The organism is Vibrio sp. Vb0937 (genome assembly GCF_033338855.1).
The window spans coordinates 1-19,132 of record NZ_JAWOTK010000030.1 but is presented as its reverse complement, the minus strand read 5'-3'; the positions used below and the strand labels follow the sequence as shown (position 1 = coordinate 19,132).

The window sequence follows — 19,132 nt, the reverse complement described above, 5'->3', positions numbered from 1 at the left end:
AAGGTCATTAAGGACACCGCTAGGAAGGCGACGTAAGGATTAAGCTGACGGATTCAGCACACTATCATGGATTAGATGCATGGAGCACTCTTAGTAGCTGGATTGCTGCGAGTAAGACTATAACCCCGATGGGCGCAAGCCCTCGGGGTTTTTCTTTGCCTAAAGTTTTTCTCATCTGCACCGTTAAATCGCGCTTTCGAATTCCATTTTTTTACTGCTTTATCGACGCCAAAACCACACAAACAAAAAGAGCCGCCGAAGCAGCTCTTAAGTTGATGATACCAATCACAGTAAATAAGTGATCAGAAATAGCGTAGGGAAAATGCTTGAGAACAAGGCGCAATTTTTCGATAAGTAGTTATTCTACAATCAAAAATTGCAACGCAGTTATCGAGTATTTTAACAAGCTAGAATGACCAGTTATTTACTACGATTGGTATGAGTTTTGGTCAAGCCTTACAGTTTCTCTAGTCGTGCGTAAGCAGTTACCAACCATTTGATGCCTTCACCGTTAAAGGCAATCTGTACACGGCTTTGTGGACCACTGCCTTCGAAGTTGATGATGGTGCCTTCACCAAACTTTGGATGCATCACACGAGAACCTAGCGTAAAGCCGGTTTCATTAAAGCTCTCTTTCACAACAGTTTGGCTAAATCGACCACTGCTTGAAGGACGGCTAACTTGCGCCTTCATTCGTACTTCATCTAAACAAGTTTCTGGCAGTTCACGGATAAAGCGAGACGGTTTATGGTATTTATCCTGACCGTACAAACGACGCATTTCAGCATAAGTGATGTACAGTTTCTGCATTGCACGGGTCATGCCTACGTAACACAGACGGCGTTCTTCTTCTAAGCGCCCTGCTTCTTCTGCCGACATTTGGCTTGGGAACATGCCTTCTTCCACACCGACCATAAACACCAATGGGAACTCTAGACCTTTCGCACTGTGTAATGTCATGAGCTGAACCGCATCTTCAAATTCGTCCGCTTGTCCTTCGCCCGCTTCTAGTGCTGCGTGGGTTAGGAATGCCGTCAGCAGTGACATGTCTTCGGCTTCTTCTGGTTTCTCGAATTGGCGAGTTGCGGTCACCAATTCCTCCAAGTTCTCAATACGTGCCTTAGACTTTTCGCCCTTCTCTTGCTCGTACATCGCGAACAAGCCCGAGTATTTAATTACATGGTCAGTTTGGTGATGCAGCGGCATCTCTAAGGTGTCGTCTTCTAGCGCGGTGACAAGCTCGATAAAACGGCTCAGAGCACCAGCAGCGCGACCAGCAAGCACCTTCTCGTCCAACATAGCTACACTCGCTTCCCACATGGTGCAACCACGGTCACGAGCCGCAAAACGGATGGTTTCAAGCGTCTTATCGCCCAAACCACGCGTTGGCGTATTCACCACACGTTCAAACGCTGCATCATCGTTACGGTTGGCAATCAGACGCATGTAGCTCAAGGCATCTTTGATTTCCTGACGTTCGAAGAATCGCATGCCGCCATAGATACGATAAGGCAGACCGGCTTGAATTAACGCTTCTTCCAGAACACGCGACTGGGCGTTGTTACGGTAAAGCATCGCAGCGTCATTCAGAGCACCGCCCTTGTCTTGCCACTCTTTGATTTTGTTCACCGCAAAACGGGCTTCATCTAATTCGTTGTAAGCGCTGTAAACCGAGATAGGCTCACCGACCACGCCATCCGTCCACAACTCTTTACCCATACGCTCGGTGTTATTCGCAATCAGGGTGTTAGATGCTTCCAGAATGGTCTTAGTGGAACGGTAGTTTTGCTCAAGACGAATGGTATTCACGCTTGGGAATTCGAGCGTAAACTTCTCAATGTTCTCGACTTTTGCACCACGCCAACCATAAATCGACTGGTCGTCATCACCTACGATCATCACGTGACACTCAGGACCCGCCATCATACGTAGCCAAGCATATTGAATGTTGTTGGTATCTTGGAACTCATCCACCAAGATGTGCTTAAAGCGTGCTTGGTAGTGTTCACGAACGAACTTGTTATCACGCAGTAGCTCATGTGCGCGCAGCAAGATCTCCGCAAAATCGACTAAACCAGCACGGTCACACGCCTCTTGGTAAGCGGTGTACAACTGCAGATATGTCTTGGTCACTGGATCATGGTACGCATCAATGTGCGACGGACGCAGACCTTCGTCTTTCTTACCGTTAATCCACCATGCCACTTGGCGTGCAGGCCATTGCTTCTCATCGAGGTTTTGCGCTTTGATCAAACGCTTTAGCAGACGCTGTTGGTCGTCACTGTCGATGATTTGGAAATCTTCCGGTAGCTTCGCATCAAGATAGTGTGCACGCAGAATACGGTGACAAATGCCGTGGAAAGTACCATTCCACATACCGCCTGCACTGCCCATCATTAGCTCTTCGATACGTCCACGCATCTCTGCCGCCGCCTTATTGGTAAAGGTTACCGACATGATTGAAAACGGAGAAGCTTGCTCGACCGACATCAGCCAAGCGATACGGTGAACAAGAACGCGTGTCTTACCACTTCCTGCGCCAGCAAGAACGAGCAAGTTTTCTAGAGGTGCTGCAACGGCTTCACGTTGTTTATCGTTCAAACCGTCGAGTAATAGAGATGGATCCATCATGATGAGAGCTACTGGTTATTTATACATAAAAACCGATTATAACCTAAACAACCGGGTGCTGTTTAGACAAAACTTGATAAAAAAATCGATGTTTTTTTGCCCAACACATCAATTAGTTATACCTATTTGACCCTGCAAACCCATTTACTTCAGAAATTTTTCTGAAAGTTTTTTAGCCAGTTTCCTATCTTTTAAGTTAAGCAAGTTGATAACAAAAACGCCAAAACAGGTGATTCATCTTGCCAACTTAAAGTAAAGGAAATCATTCAGAGGAATTTATTATGAAAAAGTCGAATCTAGCTGTTACTGCTGCTGTTACTGGTCTTCTAGCTCTTGGTGGCACAATGCTAACTGCAGCTCCAGCTGTCGCTGCTGAAAAAGAAAAGTGCTATGGCGTTTCTAAAGCAGGTAAAAACGACTGTGCAACAAAAAGCAGCTCATGCGCTGGTACTTCTAAAGAAGATAACCAAAAAGACGCATTCGTAGTCGTACCAAAAGGTCTTTGTGACAAACTCGCTGGCGGTAGCACTTCTTCTTCATAATCTTTTATCGCTAGCTATTGTGAGGATGCGTTGACGCTCAACCAACGCAAAGCCAAGACGCATCCTTCTCTTCCCGCACGATTTGAAAAGGAGTTTCACGTGAAACACCACACCTTCCACGACCTTGTTGGAGTTGGATTAAGAACCCCTCACCTCGATTACTTTAGCCAATCCCAGCCTGAGTTGTCTTGGTTAGAAATCCACAGTGAAAACTATTTCCAACCCAATGCAACAGAGCGCCATCAGCTACAAACGCTTCGCGAGCAATATCAAATTAGCTGCCACGGTATTGGTTTGTCGCTAGGTTCGGTGGAACGTGTTAGTCAAAAGCATCTTGCGCAACTTAAATCACTGATTGACTCAATCGACCCAATTCTTGTTTCTGACCATTTAAGTTGGAGTGAAAACGGCGGTCACTACTTTAATGACCTGCTTCCACTTCCGTATACGGAAGAAGCGCTCAACGTGTTCACTCGTAACGTGAATGAAGTGCAGGAATATTTGCAACGCGAGATCTTGATAGAGAACCCATCTAGTTATGTGAAGTTTCAACATTCGATCATCAGCGAATGGGAGTTTCTTACCGAAGTGCAAAAGCGCACTGACTGTCGTTTATTGCTCGATTTAAACAATGTTTATGTTTCGGCGTTCAACCACGGTTTTGATTGCGACACATACCTAGATGCGATTCCAGCCGACAAAGTGGATGAGATTCACTTGGCAGGTTTTACCATTAAACAACTCGACAAAGGTGAGATATGGATTGATACCCATAGCCGCCCAGTTAGCGATGAAGTTTGGCAGTTGTTTTCACAGTGGACAAAAAAACACGGTCCACGTCATACGTTGATTGAATGGGATTTGGATATCCCCGCGCCAGAAGTCTTATTAGGAGAAGCACAGAAAGCATCGCAACTACTGTTGCAAGGCACACTTCCAAGTGAACAAAGCGAACCAAGGAAGGCATCATGAATCTAGCCACCTTACAAAACCAGTTTGCTAAAGCCCTACACTATCAAGCACTCGGTGAAGATTGCGATATTGCCAGTGATACGTTTACCGCTGATGAACGCATGCAGATTTACCGCAATAACTTTATCGTCAGCTTAAGCGAAGTGTTGTCCGCGACCTACCCGATGGTTGAAGCGCTGCTTGGTGAAGAATGCTATGAACAGATAGCTCGCCAGCATGTTCTTTCTTACCCATTAGAAGAAGGAAATGTGGTGCATTATGGCGAAGGCTTTCAAGACACCATCATGCAGTTCAGCCAGGTGATCGCACAAGCACCTTACAGCCCCGAAGTCGCACGCTTCGAGTGGCATATCGACCTAGCTCGTCAAGCACAGTATGAGCAATCCAATGCAGCGGAATTAAAACCGCTTGCGTTACTTGGCGAAGTGAGTGAAGAGCAACAACCCGCTTTAGTCTTACACCTTAAAAAGGGCTGCCGCAGCTTTGACTCCAATTACGCAGTATTCGATCTATTTAGTGCGATTCAAACTGGGCAATTCGAACAACTTAATATCAACCAATTACAGCAAGGTGTCATCTCGATTCAAGCCAATGGAGAAGCCTTGTGTCACGCACTCGATGCCGATGTGTTCCAACTGCTGCAATGTTTAGAGCAGAAGCAGAGTTTGAGCAAAATACCTGAAGTTTTACTCGCTCATCTCAATCGCATCATGGCACTCGATATTGTTGACGGCTTTACATTGCAATCAATCTAAGGAGCACTCTATGACGGATACGGTTAAAAACTTAGTGAATCGGTACGACGATTTACTCAGTACCCTACAAGCTGGCTTTGTCCCTTTACTACTTCTCTTTTGTCGCTTGTGGGTAGCCTGGGTGTTCTTCAATTCAGGACTAATCAAAATCTCATCTTGGGATAGCACGCTGTACTTATTTGAGCTGGAATACCAAGTGCCAATCTTGCCATGGGAATTGGCGGCTTATTTAGGTACGGCTGCGGAGTTGGTTCTACCGGTGTTCTTGGCACTGGGATTGATTACCCGCCCGATGGCAGCAATGCTGTTTGTGTTCAACATCATCGCAGTGATCTCTTACCCACTGTTGTGGGAGAAAGGTTTTTATGACCACCAACTTTGGGGATTGATGATTCTTATCGTAATCGTATGGGGGCCAGGACCGCTGTCTTTGGACCACATCCTGAAAAAGAAAATGACAAGCTAAAAAAATCCCCGCATCATGCGGGGATTTTTTATTATTTATTCAAGTAAGCCAGTAGCTCTTCTGCTGAGATACCTTGCTGAGCGAGGTCTTTTGCCATCTGCTCGACTTGTTCATCTTTGCGTGACTCAATCACTTGCTGAAATTGGTACACGATATCACGCAAAATTGGCAGAGGTACTTGTTTAGCCGCACTACGAATACGCTCGGAGCTTTGATTACCCAGCTCATTAAGCAACTTGCCAAACATCACCTTTTCTGGTGAATCTTCCATTTGCTCTAGAATACGAGCCATTTCATACGTGGTTAACGACATTACTTTTTGAGTTCCGTTATGGTGTCAGGAAAAGTCTGAGTGACAAATATACACGCCTTACTTACATTGGAAAATACTAAATTACACTGATTTACGCTTTCGCAAAGCTCGAGTGCCAGTTCTTCCCTGCTTTTGTAAACAGAACGACCAACGCAGGTAATAGGACCCACATATGAATTGCAATCAAGGTTTGCGGATCCAGAGATAAGCGTTGCAGTGTACCCACCAACAAACCAGAGCCACTCATTTGGAACAATCCAAGCAGTGCAGCTGCAGTGCCCGCCTTATCACCAAACGGTTCTAACGCTTTCCCTGCCGCTGCACCCAGAATGAATGCAAAACCTACAGAAGACATAAAGATAGGTAACATGAAAGAAAGCGCGGTATTCTGACCATTCATCACTAGCATGATCACACCAGCGAGACCCAGAGTTGAGATCCCGGTGACCAAGGTGTTGTGAGTTCCAACGCGCTCCATAAACTTAGGCGCCAGCATACATGCCGCAATGTTTATCACCGCATTCACACCAAACCAGAAAGTGAATTCATTCATCGACAGCCCCATCCCCGTCATCAATACCGACGGTGCGGAGGTAACATAAGCAAGAATAACCGCCATCGCCATCAAGCATAATGACGCATGGAAAACAAAAGATGGTGTGCTAAGCACTGCCCAATACCGACTAAGCTTAAACACGGCTTGCTTTTCTGTTGACGGGTTAGTCTCTTTCATCATGAAAAACATCAATGATCCAGACACCACAGCAAAACCCGTCATAAAGCTAAAGTTAGCACGCCAGTCAAATTGCTGAGTTAACCAGCTACCTAGAATTGGAGCTAAAGCAGGAATGAAACAAATCGCACCGTTAAGGTAGCTGATCATTTTGCCGCTTTTTTCCGGGCCAAAGATATCGCGAACTGTTGCAAAGGCTGCTACCGATGTCGCACACGCACCTAAGCCTTGTAGCAGTCGGGAAACCAACATCCACTCAATATTTTGAGCACTCCACGCCAATAAAGCGCTCATCGCGTAAATGGTGATACCGCCCAATGCAACAGTTCGACGTCCGAGTTTATCTGCTAGGGGACCTGCGAATAGCTGACCAACACCCATAGCAAATAAGAACCAAGTGATCGTGTCTTGTGCTAGCGCATTATCGACCTGAAAAGTGGAAGCAATAAGAGGTAAAGCAGGTAGATAAATATCAATCGCTAAAGGACTAAAAAGAACCAAAAGGGTCAATAACGCCATCTGTTTTTTACTATTAGAAAACTGGCTAGACACACAACACTCCGAATTGGATAAAGAACTTTGGGTAAAGCTTAATCATCTGATGATATGAATGGAAATGATGTATAATCATGAGCATTATTCCTCAGAGGAAATTCACTTTGAATGTCGAAAAACTGGCTCGTATCGATTTAAATCTATTGGTCTGCTTTAAAGTGCTGATTGAAGAGTTAAACGTTACTCGTGCGGCCCACCGATTGTGCTTAAGCCAATCTGCCGTAAGTAAATCACTGGCTAAACTGCGCATTCAATTTGATGACCCGCTTTTCACTCGAAACTCACATGGATTAACACCTACGCCGCGCGCATTGTTTCTTAAACCGAAACTGGATCTGTTGATAAATCAGTTAGAAGTGCTGACTCAACCCGAAGAGTTTTCTCCGCAAAGCAGTGAATACCGTTTTCAAATAGCAGCGGTAGAGAGTGTCTACCCTCTCATTCTACCCCATTTCTTACCGGCGATTTTTCAACAAGCACCTGGCGTGACAATTAGCACACACCCGTGGTCGGATAATACATTTAAAATGCTTCAACGCGGCGAACTGGATTTAGGCTTAACTGGAAAAGATATCGATATAAACGATGCCAAGCTGACTCTTCAACCACCCGATGACATTTGCGAGTTGGAAATTTATCGTGATTACCAAATGTGCATTATTCGCAAAAACCACCCTGCGCTAAAACAACCTTGGAATCTGGAAGCCTATCTCGCCCTACGCCATGTACAAGTACGTTGTGATGGCAACGACCGTTGGTTGCTGGATTATCGCCTTGCAGATATTGGCGCCGACCGCGATATTGCCGTCACTGTGCCCGACTTTAACAGTGCCGCAAGTTTATGTTCATACACCGACTTTATCTTTACTGCGCCAAGTCATTTTGTGCAACTTGCGGCCAAACAGCTTGATTTGGTCGTGCTGCCACTACCGTTAGAATTCCCACCTATGGCTTACACTTTATTCTGGCACCGAGACAGAGAAAACGACCCTGCATTAGGCTGGCTACGTACGATGATCACACAAAAAACCGATCACCTTAGATAAAAACACCGCGCTCAATTTGCGCTTAGCGGCTAAAATGAGTAGCTTAACTGTCGTAGTCCTTTTTGGCTCATCTATGGCCTAGTTGTACTCCGACTCTATTGAAGTGATTGCGAACCTCAATGGAATCGTAAACTGCATGAAGCAGATGGAAACAGCTCCCACACCTGAGCATGAAGGAGCGGTAATTTGAAGGAATAACACAGATGCACAACGATACCCAAACCCGCGTGAATGCAATTCGCGAATGGCTAGCACAACATAATATTGATGCCCTACTTGTCCCTCATGAAGACGAGTACTTGGGTGAATACGTACCAGCGCACAACGAGCGTTTACATTGGCTAACTGGCTTTACCGGTTCTGCTGGTGCTGCGGTAATCACCAAAGACAAAGCCGCTATCTTTGTTGATGGTCGCTACACAGTACAAGTAACAAAGCAGGTTCCTGCTGATCTATTCGAATACCGTCACTTGATTGAAGAGCCTGCACTAGATTGGATTAAAGACCATCTTGCAAATGGCGCGTCTGTGGCAATCGACCCTCGCATGCACAACTCTGCTTGGCTAGACATGGCACAAGCAAAACTTGCAGGTGCCCTTGAGCTTAAGATTCTCGATAGCAACCCAATTGATGAACTGTGGCACGACCGCCCTGCTCCTGTGGTTTCTGATGTTCGCCTAATGGCAACAGAAGCAGTTGGTCAGTCAAGTGAAAGCAAACGCCAAGAAATCGCAGAGCTCGTGAAAAAAGCCGGTGCAGACAGCGCAGTGATCACAGCACTTGATTCTATCTGTTGGTTGCTCAACGTTCGTGGTCTAGATGTCTCACGTCTACCAGTTCTGCTTTCTCACGCGATTCTGCACTCAGACTCAAGCGTAGAATACTTCCTAGATCCTGCTCGCCTACCTGCTGAGTTTGACACTCATGTTGGTGCCGGCGTGACGGTTCATCACCCAGAAGCATTGCAAGCACGACTAGAAAACCTAACTGGCAAGAATGTACTGGTTGACCCTGCGACAAGTAACGCGTGGTTTAAGCTGGTTCTACAAAACGCTGGCGCATCTGTGGTGAGTAAAGCTGATCCATGCCTAATGCCAAAAGCAGCAAAGAACGCAGTTGAAATCGCAGGCATGAAAGCATGTCATATCCGCGATGGCGTAGCGATGAGTAAGTTCCTGTCTTGGTTAGATGCTGAAGTCGTTGCGGGTAACCTGCATGATGAAGCGACGCTGGCAGACAAACTGGAAGCGTTCCGTAGCGAAGACCCGACACTTATGGATCTTAGCTTTGATACCATTTCAGCGGCAGGCGGCAACGCGGCCATGTGTCACTACAATCACGAAAACCAACCTGAACCTGGTAAGTTAGAACTGAACACACTTTACCTAGTGGATTCAGGCGGTCAGTACCTAGATGGCACGACAGACATCACGCGTACCATTGCGATCGGTCAGCCTTCACAAGAGATGATTAAACAGTTCACTCTTGCGCTAAAAGGTCACATCGGTGTTGCTCGTGCACGTTTCCCGAAAGGCACACGTGGTTACCAAATCGATACGCTAGCTCGTCAGCACCTATGGGCGGAAGGCTACGATTACGATCACGGTACTGGTCACGGTGTTGGTCACTTCCTAAGTGTTCATGAAGGTCCAGCGAGCATTTCGAAGAAGCAAATCGACGTGCCTCTAACAGAAGGCATGGTGCTATCCAACGAGCCAGGTTACTACCGTGCAGATGCGTTTGGTATCCGTATTGAGAACCTAGAGCTTGTTGTTGAAACCCCAACTAACGGTGACTTCCCTGTTCTGTCATTTGAGTCGCTAACGCGCTGTCCAATCGACAAGCGCAATATCAACGTTGATATGCTAACTCGTCCAGAACTTGCTTGGCTGAATGATTACCATCAGAAAGTATGGGATGAGATCAGCCCACTTGTTGAAGGTGATGTGAAAGAGTGGCTTCGTCAAGCAACGCTACCAGTAGCACACAGCTAGAAGCTAGAAGCTAGAAGCTAGAAGCTAGAAGCTAGAAAAAAGTAGAGGGTTGATGTTTTGCATCAACCCTCTTTTCTTTACTTATGTTTCACGTGAAACATAACGATGACCAGTGTCTTTATTTGCTGATTAACCAGAATACGCCGAGTGCCAATCTCGCCATACAGGATCAAAGCCTTTGGCTCGAATCATATCTTCCACAGAACCAGCACTTCGCTCATCACTGATCTCAAACTGCTCGAGTTCAACATCATCCATCGCATAACCACCCGGCTGAGTTTTAGATGCAGCAGACATACTGGTGATACCTAACGGTAATGCATTGTCTCTGAACTTTGGTGATTCACGAGTCGATAATGACAACTCCACTTCTGGATTCAACAAGCGATAAGCGCAGATCAACTGCACAAGCTGTTTATCCGTCATGACTGATTTGGGTTGGAGCGCGCCCTTACAAGGACGTAAACGTGGGAAAGAAATTGAGTAACGAGTCTGCCAATATGTGCGCTCAAGATAGTCCAAGTGCGCTGCCACATAAAAACAATCTGTTCGCCACTCTTCCAACCCTATTAAAGCACCAATACCGATCTTATCGATGCCCGCCTTTGCAAGACGATCGGGTGTATCCAATCGGTATTCAAAATCCATCTTATTGCCACGCAAATGGTGCTCGGCGTAAGTCGAAGGGTGATACGTTTCTTGATAGACCATCACCGCATCCAAACCCAATGTCTTGAGCTCAGCGTATTCGTCTTGATCAAGTGGCTGTACTTCCATCGCTAAATAGTTAAAGCGCTTCTTAATCATCGGCACCATTTCGCGGAAGTATTTCATGCCCACTTTGGTTTCGTGTTCGCCAGTCACCAGCAATACGCTATCAAACTTCATGCGCTTGATTGCTTCGACCTCTGCAACCACTTCGTCCTGATTCAAGGTACGACGCTTGATTCTATTCTCCATCGAGAAGCCACAATAAGTACAAGCATTGGCACACAAGTTAGAAAGGTACAATGGAATGTAAAGCGACATGGTATTACCAAAGCGCTTACGAGTTGCCGAATATGACAGCTGCGCCATTTGCTCTAAGTACGCTTCAGCCGCTGGTGAAATTAGCGCTTTAAAGTCTTCCAAATCACGCTTGGGTTTATTCAATGCTCGCTCGACGTCTTTTGCCGTTTTCGCATAGATAGACATCGAAATGTCATCCCAATTAAGCTGCTTAAATTGTTCAACGAAGCTCATGTTTTCCTCGCTTAATAGCTAAACCAATCTAGGACTAAAGCTCATCTAGGAATGACGTCAGTGGACTCGACGCAACCGCATGAGAAACCTTACCTGCAAGTCCGGCTTCATAAGCCATACGCCCCGACTCTACCGCCAACTTAAATGCTTTCGCCATCGCAACGGGATCGCTCGAAGTCGCAATCGCGGTATTAACTAGCACGGCATCCGCGCCCATTTCCATCGCACGCGCGGCATGTGAAGGAGCACCAATACCCGCATCAACAATGACAGGAACATTAGCTTGGTCGATGATGATCTCTAGGAAATCGTGAGAAACTATCCCTTTGTTGGAACCAATCGGAGCACCCAATGGCATGACAGCAGCGCAGCCAACCTCTTCCAATCGTTTACACAGAACCGGGTCAGCATGACAGTAAGGAAGGACAATGAAGCCTTCACGAACCAGCTGTTCAGCGGCTGCAAGTGTCTCAATTGGATCGGGCATCAAGTACTTCGGGTCTGGATGAATTTCCAGTTTTAGCCAGTTAGTACCCAACGCTTCTCGCGCCAGTTGTGCAGCAAACACAGCATCTTTAGCATTCTTTGCTCCTGATGTGTTTGGCAATAAGTTCACCCCCGCTTTTACTAGCGGCAGCAAAATATCGTCTTGTTGGTCATTCACATCCACACGCTTCAACGCCATGGTCGCAAGTTGAGAACCCGATACTTGAATCGCTTCTGCCATTAATCGGCTGCTGGCAAATTTCCCTGTTCCCGTGAACAGTCTTGATTCGAATTGTTTATCACCAATTTTAAGCATCGACTTTAACCCCCTGCGATCGCTTGAAACAAAGAGATGCTATCTCCCTGTGAAAGAACTGTGCTAGCCCACTCACTGCGTGGCACAACATTGTTATTAATTGCAAAAACACAGCCCATTTCAGGCAGCGCAAATTGACTAATGATTTGCTGTAGATTCGACTCACTGGCAACTTGATGTGACTGGTCATTGATGACAATAGTGATCACATCTAAGTCAGCAGCGGTCATTTGTGTTGTTTGTTGTTCTGATAACGTCATTGCTTCCAACTCTCTTAATTCTGCCCATTACTCACAAGCTAAATCTGAGCACACACTTGGCACTGTTTATCTTTGCTTATCGCCATGGTTTGCCATTGCAGTTTCAACCCATCAAACAGATGCAACTTGGCAGTCTCGACATGAAAGTTTCCCGTCGCCAGTTTTTGAATTGCTGCTATCGCTTGGTAGTTACCAAGTGTGCCGACCACCGGACCGACGACACCGCTCTCACTGCACTTTTGCGTTTGCGGTAATTCGTCGAACGGATACAAACAGCGGTAACACGCTTTACTCTGCGCTTCTTGTTCACTTGGTGTTTGGTAATCAAAGACAGCGAATTGCCCTTGCCAACCAATTGCCGCCGCCGAGATGAGCGGCGTATTTTGCTCGAAACAAACTTGGTTAATTAGCTGACGCGTTGGCATGTTATCGGTGCAGTCGAGCACCACATCCGCTAGCATCACCTCAAGCTGAAGCTGTGCTTTGTCTAATCGCTTATTGAGGGCACGAATTTGAACCATAGAATTAAGTTCAGTAAGTTGCTTTACAGTCGCTTTTGTTTTCGCAACTTGGAGGTCTTGTTCACGATAAATGATCTGACGTTGTAGGTTACTGCTATCAACTTCATCATCATCAACCACAACCAATTTACCAACACCCGCTGATGCCAAGTACAAACTCGCAGCACTTCCTAACCCACCACAACCGATGATCAGCACATGCGATTTACTCAAACGCTCTTGCCCAATTTCGGCAATTTCAGGCAGAGCGACTTGGCGCTGATAGCGAAGGAACTGCTTATCCGTGAGCATGCTCGCCTCTCTTGGTATCCGCCAACTCACTATTCTGATCAGTGAACGTTAGCTGTCTTTCCTTCATCAGTTGTGCGAAGAACTCGATGACCGATTGAGGTGATTCTGCCAACGTAATAGCACGCACTACTGCTAAGCTAGAAACACCTGTTTGCCAAACTTGGTCAGCATTAGATTGGTCAATGCCACCAATCGCGACCGTCGGAAAGCCAAGCACATAGTCACTACCTGCTTTGTCTTTTGCGGGACGGAAAACCAACTCTGTGTTTCCGTAAGGAATGCTATCAATCAGCTTTTGATAAAGAGACAAGCGCACCAAACCTTGTGGTTTCGATGGCATCTGTTTTGTGGTGGTTGGGAAAATATGCCCTAGCGCGATGTAACTAGGATGAATTTGTACGATGCGCAGTAGCTCATAATAACCATGAGTAGAAAGACCAAGACAAATGCCGGCTTTAGTTAGCTGAGCCAAATTCGATTCTTCTATGTCTTCTTGTCCTAGGTGAACACCATAAGCGCCATGCTTGATTGCCAACTGCCAATAGTCATTGATGAACACTTGTGCTTGATACTGACGACCTAGCTCAATTGCTCGAATGATCTGTTGTTCTAAATCGGCTTGTTGTGGGTTCTTTATTCGCAGTTGAATAGTGTTGATGCCTAGTGGCAGTAGACGCTCAATCCAAGCAACATCATCAACGACTGGATAGAGCCCTAGACTTTGCTTAGTTAGAGTTGGAAAGCTAACGCTCTCACCTTGTGCAGACCAACCAACTTGAATACCTAGTCGGTTATCCTCCAGTACAGGTGTGGGGAAATCATCAAATTGGTCAGCCCACTGAGTAGATCTTCCCTCGTTAAGGTTGCCATTCAACAGTGTTTCACGTGAAACATTCGCTTGTTGAGTTAGCATTCCTCGAGCAAGTGTTAACGCATCTTCGATAGGAAAATCGAGTACTGTCAGCGTTACTATCCAAGCAAGGTGATGTTCAGGATCGAACATTGCGTTGAGTTTGGACTTAACGGAAAGCGCTCTCACTTCGTTGTTAATTGGGTGACGCCAGATATCAAGCTTAAGCACTTTCTCCTTTTTATCGGATACCTGAGTATCAACAATACCAATATAAATCGCTTTCGACGGTTGCTTAGCACACGCTTCTACCGACAAAGCAGAGCGGTAATAGAGCACAAATGAACTCTCATTCTCAGAGTCATAACCATTAATAAGATCTGTCGTTATGCGTGTGGTCTGTTGGTCGCGAACAAGCTGAATAGATTGAGTTGGGCTCACACCCAACTCAATGTCTTCGATGCTAAAACCCTGTTCTTTCGCCAACAACAAACATTGCTGAACTAAACCAGTCAGTTCAATCAATGATGACGGAATAAGGATTTTGCTCATTAGTCACTTACCTCGGCATGTGCTGCTGGGTGGTATAGCTCGGAACCTGACTCTCTAAATTCTTGCGATTTCTGACGCATCCCCTCAAGAGGATCATCCAGCATTTTGATCGATATAGCTTGGTCCGCAGCAACTTGCTCAGTGTCTTTCGCATACTCTCGTACCTCTTGCGAGATCTTCATCGAGCAGAACTTTGGTCCACACATCGAACAGAAGTGAGCAACTTTGCCGGACTCTTGAGGCAAGGTTTCATCATGGAAAGCACGAGCAGTATCTGGGTCGAGCGACAAGTTAAATTGATCTTCCCAACGGAACTCGAAGCGAGCTTTAGAAAGCGCATTATCACGAACTTGAGCGCCAGGGTGCCCTTTCGCTAAATCAGCGGCGTGCGCAGCAAGCTTGTAAGTGATCATGCCTACTTTCACGTCTTCTTTGTTTGGTAAGCCAAGATGCTCTTTAGGAGTTACGTAGCAAAGCATTGCACAGCCATACCAACCAATCATGGCAGCGCCGATGCCTGAAGTAATATGGTCGTAACCAGGAGCGACGTCTGTCGTCAGCGGACCAAGGGTATAGAAAGGAGCCTCATGACAGTGCTCTAACTGCTCTTCCATGTTCTCTTTGATCATATGCATTGGAACATGACCAGGACCTTCGATTATCACCTGTACGTCGTATTCCCACGCTATCTTGGTCAACTCACCAAGAGTGCGAAGCTCTGCAAATTGCGCTTCGTCGTTAGCATCGGCTACCGAGCCAGGGCGCAGACCATCACCAAGAGATAGTGCAACATCGTACTTAGCACAGATTTCACAGATCTCTCGGAAGTGGGTATATAAGAAGCTTTCTTGGTGATGCGCTAAACACCATTTCGCGATGATAGAACCACCACGAGAGACGATGCCAGTAATGCGTTTTGCAGTCATTGGCACATAACGAAGTAGTAAACCGGCATGGATAGTAAAGTAGTCAACGCCCTGCTCTGCTTGCTCAATCAGGGTATCGCGCATCACTTCCCAGTTAAGGTTTTCCGCAACACCGTTCACTTTCTCAAGCGCTTGGTACATTGGCACGGTACCGATCGGAACCGGACTGTTACGTAGAATCCACTCGCGAGTTTCGTGGATGTTACGTCCAGTAGAAAGATCCATTACGGTATCTCCACCCCAACGCGTTGCCCATACTAACTTTTCTACTTCTTCCTCAATCGAAGAAGTGACCGATGAGTTACCGATGTTGGCGTTCACTTTGACCAAAAAGTTACGTCCAATGATCATTGGTTCGGATTCTGGGTGGTTAATATTTGAAGGGATAATAGCGCGACCTTCGGCGACTTCTTTACGCACGAATTCGGCGGTAATATCTTTTGGTAGGTTCGCTCCGAAGCTTTGACCCGGATGCTGTTGATTCAGCACTTCATCGCGATACTTGGCACGCCCCATGTTTTCACGCAGCGCGATATATTCCATTTCTGGGGTAATAATACCTTTGCGAGCATAGTGCAATTGAGTCACACAATGGCCATCTTTGGCACGTCGAATACGTGGTAGATTACCGTAACGAAGACCGTCTAGTGTTTCGTCTTCTAAGCGTTCTTTGGTGTACACCGAGCTTACTTCATCAAGTAGCTCAGTATCGGCGCGCTCTTCAATCCACCCTTCTCTCAGCTTAGGTAAGCCGTTATAGAGGTCTATGGTGTGCTCTGGATCTGTGTATACACCCGACGTATCGTAAACGCGTACTGGCTCATTAGGTTCGAATATAGGCGCTTCTTTTGTGCCTCCAATAAGGCTATCAGCGAGTGATATTTCACGCATTGGCACACGAATATCTGGACGTGAGCCTTCTACGTAGACTTTGCTTGAATTGGGGTACGGTTGTACCGAGAGTGTATCAATGAACTGTTTTGCTTCCAGTCTCGCTTGTTTGCGACTCGACATAGCATTTTTCCTTGCTTTGTTATACTAGATAAAAAGTAATTGGATAAAAATGCTTGGCGGATAGATGCGACAAGAGGAGTCAAATTAAGGCTAGTTAAAGCTTACGATATTTGCCTGTAACAACATTCGACTTTTGATAGATCAACCAGAAAAAACTCCGGTGTGAATATCTTCTCTTGTTCCCTTCGCAGATTCTAATCTGATCAGGTTCAACGGATCCCGAATTAACGGTCTCAGCCTTATGGCACTCCGACAAGTGATGTCAGTATATAAAAACGGCTTGGTGAAACCAAGCCGACCTGTTCAATTTTTAACTACTTTGCTAGCTGCGCATCAATAATTGAAAGCCAATCCACGCCGCTGAAATACTTAACACGACATTCAACAATACGTTCAACCCCATCTTAAAGAAAGCGCCCTGCTGCATAAGCAAAACATTATCCATCGAGAAGGTGGAAAACGTCGTTAGTGCACCTAAAAAACCCAAGCCAATCACTTGTCGCCAAGGTTCCGTTGCCAAAAGTTCATTATCGAAAGCTGCTATCAATAAGCCCATCATAAATGAGCCAACAACGTTAACGGTTAACGTACCATATGGAAAACCACGCCCCAATAAAATGACACAAAGTTCAGAAATTAAGTAACGAGAACATGCACCAAATGCACCACCCAATGCAATAAAACCCAAAACGGATAGTTGTCCCATAATTCCCCCAGAAAAGTTAATGGCGACATTGTAATCAAATTTACGGCAATAGTGATTATACAATCTTAGAATTCAGCAAAGTATAGCGCTTAAAACTTATCAAGATTTTAAAAGTTACAGGAGTCACTTTACTTCAATGTAACCCATCAAACCCGTCTTCATGTGTTCAATTACATGACAATGGTACATCCAACGCCCTGGGTTATCTGCAACAAATGCCGCTTTCGCACTGCCGTTTTTTCCAAGTAAGACCGTATCGGTATGAAACGGTTCGTCGAGTTTTTTGCCATCTAACTCAAGAACCGTAAATGTGTGTCCATGAAGATGAATAGGATGATGATATTGGGTGACGTTCTTTAGGTTGAAGATATAGGTTTTTCCCATCTCCAATGTTGAAAGCGGCGCTGGAATATTATCTTTGCTCATTCCCTCCCAAGCCCGTTTGTTCATCAGCCAGAACTTAGGTATCGCTTTGCCCGATTGATCAGCAGGAGTGATCGCGCCCTCCCACTCAAACACATAATCGATTTGCTCTGCATTTTTCAAATCGAGAGCTGGCACAGGGTTGAGAGGTAATAAAGGCAGTTTCTGGTTGTTCGGCAGGTCAGACTCAACAACGTCAAACTCGCACAAAGGGAATGGGAAGCGTCCTTTCATTTGACGCACATAAACACGTGTTCCAGCCTTCGGAGCAATCAATCCGATATCTAACCTCATTCCCGGACCAATTTTGTGCTGAGTGAGCTTATAAGGCGCTTTAACAGGATTACCATCAATAGCAATAACCCAAGCCTCTGCCCCTTCTATAGCGATCGGGTAAGTAATGGTATTATCGACATTAGCAATTCTTAATCGCGTAGTGGCATTCTGCTTCAGCGCATAAACAGGCTCATGGACACCATTGACGCTACTCCACTCTCCGGGAGTCCCCATACGAGCGCTCAAGCGCGGCACCATAAGGTTCTTCCATTGTCCTTGCTTGTCTAAGTGCCAATGCTTGAGGACGACTTCATGCTCTTCATCAAACTGAACAGGCTCTGCCTCTTCAACGACAATTAGCCCGACTAAGCCCTTACCAAGCTGCTTCACACTGTTCATATGTGGGTGATACCAAAATGTGCCCGCATCTGGTGGTGTAAATTCATAAACGAATGTTTCACCCGGCATGATAGGCAACTGACTTAAGAAAGGTACACCATCCATTTCAATAGGGATTCGCAAGCCATGCCAGTGGATTGTAGTCGGCTCTGAAAGCTTGTTAGTAAACCGAATTATAACTTTCTCGCCTTGGCGACAACGAATCGTAGGCGCTGGAATCGAACCATTAAATGCGAGTACGTCTGTGTTAAACCCAGGGACCAATTCTGCAGTAGAAGGCTCTGCAGTGATATCGTATATATATTGCCCCTGCTTATTAGTGCTCCTAGATAGAGAACATGCAGGTAGAACGGTAAGCGCGGAGATTGCTAAGGATGATTGAAGAAAGCGTCGACGAGATATATCCATACATAGTTACTCATTAATCCAGATCGGTTGAGTGTAACTAAATATAAATAGTGATTCCCCTTTATTATTAAAATTTCGGGCCACTGATCATTACAGCTAACTGTAGTTTCGTTCGTTCAGTAGATTAAATGCTGCCAAAGTACAGCAGAAAGCCATACTTACGAGATAAGAGTAGAAATAAGCCGTAATAATGAGAGGAAGCCAGATACAAAAAAGGCTCTGACCTAAGTCAGAGCCTGATATGTGGCAGGGGTGGAGAGATTCGAACTCCCAACACGCGGATTTGGAATCCGCTGCTCTGCCAATTGGAGCTACACCCCTATAGAATTTTCATATTCTAGATTTGACAAAACCTCGCATAAGCGAGGTTGTCGATATTAAGTGGCGGAGTGGACGGGACTCGAACCCGCGACCCCCGGCGTGACAGGCCGGTATTCTAACCAACTGAACTACCA

17 protein-coding genes, 1 tRNA gene and 1 riboswitch are annotated in these 19,132 nt (G+C 45.9%); of the genes, 6 read left to right on the top strand and 12 right to left on the bottom strand.

The genetic code is table 11. The features are described from left to right. Positions 1-456: 456 nt before the first annotated feature. Entirely contained in the window at positions 457-2,631 is a 2,175-nt protein-coding gene (gene uvrD / locus R7P67_RS20655; RefSeq protein ID WP_005378778.1) for a DNA helicase II, read from the bottom strand. A gap of 281 nt (positions 2,632-2,912) precedes the next feature. Here uvrD and R7P67_RS20650 point away from each other — a divergent pair, with 281 nt between their 5' ends. The 4 genes from R7P67_RS20650 to R7P67_RS20635 all read left to right on the top strand — a co-directional run bounded on the left by R7P67_RS20650 (position 2,913) and on the right by R7P67_RS20635 (position 5,366). Beyond that, positions 2,913-3,173 carry a DUF2282 domain-containing protein gene (locus tag R7P67_RS20650; protein WP_005378779.1) on the top strand — a complete coding sequence of 87 codons (261 nt, stop codon included), beginning with the start codon at positions 2,913-2,915 and terminating at the stop codon, positions 3,171-3,173. Positions 3,174-3,272: 99 nt separating this feature from the next. Further along, positions 3,273-4,145, top strand: coding sequence for a DUF692 domain-containing protein (locus tag R7P67_RS20645; RefSeq protein WP_262654202.1), 873 nt, complete (start codon positions 3,273-3,275; stop codon positions 4,143-4,145). Beyond that, complete coding sequence (locus R7P67_RS20640; protein ID WP_318086054.1) at positions 4,142-4,900, top strand: DNA-binding domain-containing protein; 759 nt, start codon at positions 4,142-4,144, stop codon at positions 4,898-4,900. The genes R7P67_RS20645 and R7P67_RS20640 overlap by 4 nt, the downstream gene beginning before the upstream one ends. Positions 4,901-4,910: 10 nt before the next feature. Next, positions 4,911-5,366: a DoxX family protein gene (locus R7P67_RS20635; protein WP_262654198.1), complete on the top strand. Its 456-nt coding sequence runs from the start codon at positions 4,911-4,913 to the stop codon at positions 5,364-5,366. A 31-nt stretch (positions 5,367-5,397) separates the two neighbouring features. Here R7P67_RS20635 and R7P67_RS20630 read toward each other — a convergent pair whose 3' ends face one another. Both R7P67_RS20630 and R7P67_RS20625 read right to left on the bottom strand, forming a co-directional pair. Beyond that, positions 5,398-5,679 carry a hypothetical protein gene (locus tag R7P67_RS20630; protein ID WP_005378786.1) on the bottom strand — a complete coding sequence of 94 codons (282 nt, stop codon included), beginning with the start codon at positions 5,677-5,679 and terminating at the stop codon, positions 5,398-5,400. Between the two features lie 91 nt (positions 5,680-5,770). After that, positions 5,771-6,964 carry a multidrug effflux MFS transporter gene (locus R7P67_RS20625; RefSeq protein WP_262654196.1) on the bottom strand — a complete coding sequence of 398 codons (1,194 nt, stop codon included), beginning with the start codon at positions 6,962-6,964 and terminating at the stop codon, positions 5,771-5,773. Between the two features lie 107 nt (positions 6,965-7,071). Between R7P67_RS20625 and R7P67_RS20620 the strand changes: the two genes are divergently transcribed. Together R7P67_RS20620 and R7P67_RS20615 are read left to right on the top strand one after the other, a co-directional pair. Then, positions 7,072-8,013 carry a LysR family transcriptional regulator gene (locus R7P67_RS20620; RefSeq protein WP_005378791.1) on the top strand — a complete coding sequence of 314 codons (942 nt, stop codon included), beginning with the start codon at positions 7,072-7,074 and terminating at the stop codon, positions 8,011-8,013. Between the two features lie 203 nt (positions 8,014-8,216). Further along, the gene (locus R7P67_RS20615; RefSeq protein WP_262654194.1) at positions 8,217-10,007 is read left to right on the top strand and encodes an aminopeptidase P family protein; all 1,791 of its coding nucleotides are present in this window, start codon (positions 8,217-8,219) and stop codon (positions 10,005-10,007) included. 129 nt (positions 10,008-10,136) lie between these two features. Here R7P67_RS20615 and thiH read toward each other — a convergent pair whose 3' ends face one another. From thiH to R7P67_RS20570, 9 genes are all read right to left on the bottom strand, one after another. Next, positions 10,137-11,249, bottom strand: coding sequence for a 2-iminoacetate synthase ThiH (gene thiH, locus R7P67_RS20610; protein ID WP_262654192.1), 1,113 nt, complete (start codon positions 11,247-11,249; stop codon positions 10,137-10,139). Positions 11,250-11,283: 34 nt separating this feature from the next. Next, positions 11,284-12,051 carry a thiazole synthase gene (locus tag R7P67_RS20605; protein WP_213880928.1) on the bottom strand — a complete coding sequence of 256 codons (768 nt, stop codon included), beginning with the start codon at positions 12,049-12,051 and terminating at the stop codon, positions 11,284-11,286. Between the two features lie 5 nt (positions 12,052-12,056). Beyond that, positions 12,057-12,311 carry a sulfur carrier protein ThiS gene (gene thiS, locus R7P67_RS20600; RefSeq protein WP_005378804.1) on the bottom strand — a complete coding sequence of 85 codons (255 nt, stop codon included), beginning with the start codon at positions 12,309-12,311 and terminating at the stop codon, positions 12,057-12,059. A 38-nt stretch (positions 12,312-12,349) separates the two neighbouring features. Next, entirely contained in the window at positions 12,350-13,123 is a 774-nt protein-coding gene (locus R7P67_RS20595; RefSeq protein ID WP_262654190.1) for a HesA/MoeB/ThiF family protein, read from the bottom strand. Continuing rightward, complete coding sequence (locus tag R7P67_RS20590; RefSeq protein ID WP_213877932.1) at positions 13,110-14,525, bottom strand: thiamine phosphate synthase; 1,416 nt, start codon at positions 14,523-14,525, stop codon at positions 13,110-13,112. Before R7P67_RS20590 ends, R7P67_RS20595 begins: the two co-directional genes overlap by 14 nt. Further along, complete coding sequence (thiC, locus tag R7P67_RS20585; protein WP_262654188.1) at positions 14,525-16,465, bottom strand: phosphomethylpyrimidine synthase ThiC; 1,941 nt, start codon at positions 16,463-16,465, stop codon at positions 14,525-14,527. The genes R7P67_RS20590 and thiC overlap by 1 nt, the downstream gene beginning before the upstream one ends. A 163-nt stretch (positions 16,466-16,628) precedes the next feature. Further along, positions 16,629-16,727: riboswitch (TPP riboswitch) on the bottom strand. A gap of 60 nt (positions 16,728-16,787) precedes the next feature. Then, the gene (gene crcB / locus R7P67_RS20580) at positions 16,788-17,171 is read right to left on the bottom strand and encodes a fluoride efflux transporter CrcB (RefSeq protein WP_005378811.1); all 384 of its coding nucleotides are present in this window, start codon (positions 17,169-17,171) and stop codon (positions 16,788-16,790) included. Positions 17,172-17,294: 123 nt separating this feature from the next. Next, a complete protein-coding gene (locus tag R7P67_RS20575; RefSeq protein WP_258628942.1) occupies positions 17,295-18,677 on the bottom strand; it encodes a multicopper oxidase family protein in 1,383 nt (460 codons plus the stop codon). 244 nt (positions 18,678-18,921) lie between these two features. Beyond that, positions 18,922-18,998, bottom strand: a tRNA-Trp gene (locus R7P67_RS20570). Positions 18,999-19,132 lie beyond the last annotated feature (134 nt).